We start from the raw sequence: 1,968 nt of genomic DNA on the forward strand, positions 1-1,968 counted from the left end.
CCTGACGTAACTGTATAAAACGCGATGCCGTTCTCCCCTTCAAGTTCGATCCTCTCGATGGTGTATGTCAGGCTAACTTTTAGTGTAGTGGTTCCGACTGCAATTCCATCCGCCGTCACCTGTTTAACCGCAACTTCTTTCTCTATTGTAAACATGGAAAATCCTTATTCTGTCAGAACGTACTGAACTGAGCCGTAAATAGTCAAACCTGTTCCGCCTGTTATTGAGAGAGCGGCAGGCGAGCTATTTGTCAGCAACAAAATATCTTTTGTGGTCGGGTTCGTTTGCGCGAGGATGATCCCCGAGCCGGCCCGACTGCAGATTATCGGGGACACCGTTAACCCCCCGTCGCTCAGTGCGGCTACTGTAAACGGAAGCCCTGATATCACTACCGCGCCACCTGTCGTCAGCGCCATTGACGTGGTTTCTATTCTGAATGTCGCATGCACTAACCGCCCTGAGCGGCGGTAGGTTCCCACCGTGGTATTCAGCGTCACGACGTCTGAACCACATTTGACAACCGGCGTCCAGACGCCCTTGTAATACTGGAACGTCTCCTGAGTGTTCTCAAAAAAACGTATCGGGCGCTGGACGCTGTACTGACGACGGAAATCATAGAGATATACCGTTTTCCCTTCGGCGCTGTTCCACTCTGCAATCTGCACGGCAGAGTAGTCTTCGGTGTCATCCCTGAACGGGTTGATGATGAGCGGGCCGTTGATTGTTGTTGGTTTCTGGCTGAACGGATGTGTAGCCACGCCAGCCGAAACGACAGTTCTGTCGACAGTGATACCACCCTCACAAACCATCGCGGGCGCTTTTGTCAGTGTCGCATTCCACGGGTCCTGATAGTCGGTATAGAACTGATTACCGGCAATGGTTGTCGTTGTGGTGTCAACGAGACATGTCTTTTCAACGTATGACGTGTGAATCACGTTGTAACTGCCTGCGTCGGTGTAGAACGGGACGCGGTGGGTTCCCAGTACTTTCACATCGTCAAGGCAGACCCCGTTCACCGCACGTCCATAGCGACTGAGGACGGTGAATGCCCGGCCCGCAATACCGGGAAACGAACGCGCTGAATAGCCGCTGGCGGTATTGTTTGTCAGCCTGCCGCCTGCGGAGGTTCGCGCCGAGTTGGCGGATTTATAGATATACGTATCGAACCACGTATCAATCGCCTCATCGGCAGGGCCAAACAGCCGGGGCTTGCCGTAAAAGTGATATTTCGTATACCGGATAGCATCAACCCAGCCCACTTTGAAAATCTCTGCCGCCGGATAGGGAGGGAGATACGGAATCGTGACCGCGGCATTTCGTTGCGTCCACGCCCCGCCATAGGCGTCTCCGGTAAAGCAATCACGGGCGACAACGAAGCCGTTGCAAACGGAGTCGGCCCCCATAAACCAGCCCGTCAGACAGCAATCACGGATGAGGAAATTATCTTCTGTGGACCGGTCAAGAACGCCATTCCCATAGCGACCGATAAAGAAGTTGCGCACACCGTGATTTACCAGCTGCGGGCGGATATAACCGTCTGATGAGTCACCGGAAATAAAATAACCAATGTGCTGGTTATTGTTAATCACAGGCGTATCCGAATCCCAGTCTCCGATTAACGCGCAGTTCTGCATACTGTCGCCGATAATAACGGAGTCGGGATAAAGTCGAATCGCCGCATAAATATGATTTCCAGATTCCGCAGCAATATTTGCATCATTCCCCGCAGCCACCCACCCTGGGTAAGCGGTCCCGTCATCGCCTGGTAAAGTGACTTTATGAGGATAGGTTGTGGCGTAATATTTCCCCGTCAGTTGCACGGGAAGTCCTCTGGCGTGTCCTTCATCGACAGCAGCCTGAAAGTAAGGAACGGCGTCGGGCGTCACGCCGTGCAGGTAGCCGAACATTTCCGGAGATACAAATCCTATTCCACCAACGAGTTTAGCGCCTTCGCTTGAACCCAGGTTT

The 1,968-nt window shown here is 52.9% G+C and carries 1 protein-coding gene; it reads right to left on the minus strand.

Features of this window, described 5'->3' with window-relative positions:
- Window positions 1–164 precede the first annotated feature (164 nt).
- The coding region (locus F8562_RS12265) for a hypothetical protein (RefSeq protein WP_151891910.1) at window positions 165–1,968 on the minus strand (1,804 nt) is incomplete at its 5' end.

This window comes from Klebsiella sp. RCJ4 (genome assembly GCF_009025755.1).
Classification (GTDB): Bacteria; Pseudomonadota; Gammaproteobacteria; order Enterobacterales; family Enterobacteriaceae; genus Klebsiella; species Klebsiella michiganensis.